The sequence below is a fragment of the Vibrio sp. YT-16 genome (genome assembly GCF_033337405.1).
GTDB classification, from domain to species: Bacteria; Pseudomonadota; Gammaproteobacteria; order Enterobacterales; family Vibrionaceae; genus Vibrio; species Vibrio alginolyticus.
Genome location: NZ_JAWOQQ010000042.1, coordinates 1 through 4,096 on the forward strand (window position 1 = coordinate 1; position 4,096 = coordinate 4,096).

The 4,096-nt window shown below is 40.3% G+C and carries 3 protein-coding genes; 2 read left to right on the top strand and 1 reads right to left on the bottom strand.

Features of this window, described 5'->3' with window-relative positions; all coding sequences use genetic code 11:
* On the bottom strand, nt 1-686 hold a 686-nt coding region (gene mobC / locus R7F07_RS24430; protein WP_276428512.1), incomplete at its 3' end, for a MobC family replication-relaxation protein.
* Nucleotides 687-1,963: 1,277 nt separating this feature from the next.
* Between mobC and R7F07_RS24435 the strand changes: the two genes are divergently transcribed.
* Both R7F07_RS24435 and R7F07_RS24440 read left to right on the top strand, forming a co-directional pair.
* Entirely contained in the window at nt 1,964-2,971 is a 1,008-nt protein-coding gene (locus R7F07_RS24435) for a hypothetical protein (protein WP_025789264.1), read from the top strand.
* Entirely contained in the window at nt 2,961-3,380 is a 420-nt protein-coding gene (locus R7F07_RS24440) for a hypothetical protein (protein WP_025789263.1), read from the top strand. Before R7F07_RS24435 ends, R7F07_RS24440 begins: the two co-directional genes overlap by 11 nt.
* Nucleotides 3,381-4,096 lie beyond the last annotated feature (716 nt).

Consider the following 4,096-nt stretch of genomic DNA (forward strand, 5'->3'; position numbering starts at 1 on the left):
TAATACTCGAATGGGTGCTTCGATTCTTTGAACCTTATGTATTCAATTTTGTTGAAGTGGTTCTCTAACAGCTTTTTCATTTCGTTACTCTCAACGATGAAAAAGACTGCATGCCAGTACCCCTCTTTTTTTGCCTGTATGTGCTCTTTAAAAATGGTCCTGTAGCGTGATGGCGTTTGAATTGTTTGCATCAGTTCGAGTGCAATCTTTGCTCCCGAAGGACTTTTCACCAAGCCATCCGGTTTGTGTGCTACCTGATATTTTTTGCGTACATCTTCATGCTTACCATTTTCCCAATCACGCCATCCATTTTTTTGTAGCTGGAGCTGCACAAACTGTACTTTCATTTTATGTTCTGCATTCTTGGCCGTGACTCGGTACGGTACAAAACTCTTCTCTCTGCCATTACTTTTCTGTTGGTTTTGCGCAAGGCCTAAGTCGGTCACTCCCCACAATGCAAGCTTCCCTCTTGGCGTTTTTAGTTCGTACTTTTTGATGAGGTCTAAGCCTTTTAGTTTTGCCAGTAAACGATCGAGAGGCTGCCTTTTTTGATAATTCAAAAGCACCATTAAGTTGGTGATTGTGGAGTACGTTTCTTGTATTAAAAATTGTATGACGCATTGCATGTTGTCTGCATTTCGTTGGTAACGTTCGGTTTTATCTTGGATCAGATATTGTGTGTTCATCGGCCTCTGCCATCGGTGTCTATCATCGGGGGAGTATAGCACCCGACCGCAGACACCGATGAAATCCAAACAATAACAAGAAGTTTCGCCAAAGGGCGAATATTGAAAAAGCGTGCTTTTTCAATGAATTAGAATGTAAATCTTCGGGGCTGGACGCCCCTACAATTCAAATTCTAATTTAAAGCAAAATCCGCCTCGCTCCGCGAGACCAAGCCCCTATAGAGCGTGAAAAATGTCGCCCTTTTTGGACAAGTCCAAAGAGTCTCGTTTTTACATCGTTATACGGACTTGGTCTCGCCTGCTCAACGGATTTTGGGGCAAGCCCCCAAACCAAAACGCAGTTTGGGAACTGCTCGCCTTTTCGTTCGGGAACGGGCGTTTGGTTCGGCTCCCCCTGTCGAGAAAAAGGTTCGGGGGCTCACCTGTTTTCTCGATGCTACGTTGGACACTTCGCATTTTTTTCTGACTAGCAATTGAACCCCGCAAGGGGGCGCTTGGGCGATTGAGCCAGAAAAAAACATGGCTCACTAACTCACTTTGTTTCGCTGTTCGAACTGTCGCCTCGCGCTGCTCGTTGCCGGTTCGTTTGTCTTGGTAAAAACGCTTCGCTTAGTTTCACCAGGACAAACAAACTAAGCAGTTATGTTGTAACTCAAGGTTCAGTGTTAATTCGTTGATAGGCGCTTTTTGAGTACTTCCTAATCCTAATGCGAGCAATATTATGGTCATGTAACGTTTTTTGAAGTTCATGCTTTTCGTCCTTTCTTTTCGTAAATCTCGACACAAGTTAGCGTGTTTCATTTTTCTCTATGATCTTAAGATCTCACGCTGTTAGTTTGCTGTCATTTGAGCCAAGTTTTGAAGTAACAAGAGTTACTCTTTGGTTCAGTGAATGTGAGTTTAATTCGAATGATTGTTGTGACGCGGCAAATGACCGTTTGTGCGGTTTGAGCCAACTAGGCATTTTTATTTTTGGATAATGATAGATGCCTAGTTGCAGGTTGAACATGTGAAAAACGAGCATTTCAGAGGTGTTTCTGAGTGAGTTTAGAAGTTAGTTAGATTGCTATGTAAATCGCTCTCAAAGTGTCACAAACTTTCAAATGTTTTTTGGTGGGTAATGTGCCGGATTTCAGTCTGAAATCGTGCCTAGAGCGTTTGAGGGGCTTCTAAGTGGTGTTTTTGATAGTGAAGTTGCCTATTTAACATATGACCAATATTACGCACCTTTAAGTGTCGTTATGATGTCATCACGTTAATTGAGGTTAGGTGAACTGATGCCACACAATTTTTTGGATAGAAAGAAAAAACCGTTGAGTTCTTCTGGTGGAGGTTATAAGCCACTCCATGAAGAAGAGTCATTAAGAAAACCGCAAGCTCGAGAAGAAACAGTAAGGGAGCGAGCTGCCCGCCAACGTCGAGAGCGTCAAGCTGAATTGACGTATACCCAAGAAGATTACGCTCGTTGGGAAAAAAATCGTGTGCGTGCTACTGCAGAACGTAACGCGGCAGCGTTACAGGCCTACGATCTAACAGAGCCAGAATGGAACAAAGATCTACAAGACGATTTGAAAGAATACTTAGAAGGTAGACATACACAAGTTTGTATTTTCTCTGTTGATGATGCCGCAAAGTGTGCGATGAATATCTGGCATCAAAAAAATGAAGAAGGGGAAACGATTGGAAGTGAAACTCTGAAACTATTAGATGACATTCATTCAAAAATAGATATGGGCATAGGTATTATTACTGCGGCAAAAATATCAAAAGCTTTAGGTGGCTTTGGTATTACAGTTAAACAATATATTGATGCTCAGGGAATAGAACGAGTAATAATATCCAGTCTCTGGAATGACCCTAAGAAGTATTATGCTGTTGTTAATGGATTAAATATCAAAAAAAATTATCCATATAGAATTACAAACCCTACAATTAAGCAGTTGGGTGTTTTAGCTGAAGATACATTAAATGGATTTAAGAAAGGGGCTGTTTTAAGTTTAATTATATCGGCAACAATCAATACTAATGAATTGATGTTTAATGATGATTATCATTTAGTTGATTGGTGCGGTAGTATGGGAAGTGATTTGTTTAAGCTTTTAGCCACTGGTGCAGTTGTCGGTGGGATTATTTGCTTGACGGTCGCTCTTGGAGTTGCCATTCCTATGGTGGTTGGTGCGATGGTTTGGGTTGGTGTTGATGTAATTATTTCTAATATTTGGGATGAAAACAAGATAGAAGAAAACATAATAAATGGCTTAAAAGAGGCCACAAATGCTAAATAGAATTCTGATTTTTTTAGGAGTCCCTCTTGTATTAATCGGGATGCCTTTCTTATTATTTGATGCGATAAGCCCAATACTGGATGTTTATATATATCATCCAGAATCTATAGCGTTAACCTCCGTTTTTTCTATAGTTCCTTTTTTATCATGGTTTTGGTTTTTAAGTATAATAGGGTTTGTTTGTATTTGTTTTAATAAGCGTCCTGAATTACCTAAAGAGTGGAGTAAATATTTAGGAACTTACATTCCTTGTTTTCTATTTGTCATTGGGGTTGTTTTTGGAACGATTGGAAAAGATGCAATAAAGAAACACCTTGTTGATAGTGGTTACTTTTTAATTACTACAGAAAAGATAAGAACATCATTTTATATATCTCTTGATAAAGATATATACCATAGGGCTGATTAAACAAAAATTTGAGAAGAGTATGCAACAAAGATCTTTGCATTGATCATTGAGATCTAACGATTTTAGGATTAATCTCTATCCCCAGATGTGAAAAAACCACTCTTGCCGGAGTGGTTTTTTCGGAATACTCACAAATGATGACCAAATCGTTGTGTAAGTCCTTCCATGATAGACCATATCAAGTAAGCACTTCAAGAGTATTTCTGCACTCTGTTTGGAATCAAGATGTTTTGGACAGAACGACGCGCATCACTCACCGACCAAGGGATGTTCCAAAGGTGAGAGGTAAAGGCACTAATCAGAACTAAGCGTAAAGCTCGATAACACCGCCCCTTGTAGCTGCTAGAGGGGACAAGCGGAAAAGGAATAACTGATTAGTGTTGTGTGACTGGAACGGGGGCGAAAGCTTTACACACAGCGCAGGGCAGCCCGAAAGGGTAAGAGACAAAACTCCACGGAAAGCGACCATAGATGATACCCAAATCACTCAAGTTTAGAGTTGAAATGGGTAGGGGTCGGCGCAGCCGAAAGGGCTGATTTGGGGAGTCTTGCGACAACCTTATTCACCGCTTTTGGTCTCTTGTTTCTTGTAAGGTCTTTACCTCTTCTAATGTGAAGATTCGGTAAAGGTTTGAACGATAATACTCGAATGGGTGCTTCGATTCTTTGAACCTTATGTATTCAATTTTGTTGAAGTGGTTCTCTAACAGCTTTTT

What these genes read in the sequence shown, in the direction of transcription:
- R7F07_RS24440 (WP_025789263.1), top strand. Translation starts at nt 2,961, where the DNA reads ATGCTAAATAGAATTCTGATTTTTTTAGGAGTCCCTCTTGTATTAATC.
- R7F07_RS24435 (WP_025789264.1), top strand. Translation starts at nt 1,964, where the DNA reads ATGCCACACAATTTTTTGGATAGAAAGAAAAAACCGTTGAGTTCTTCT.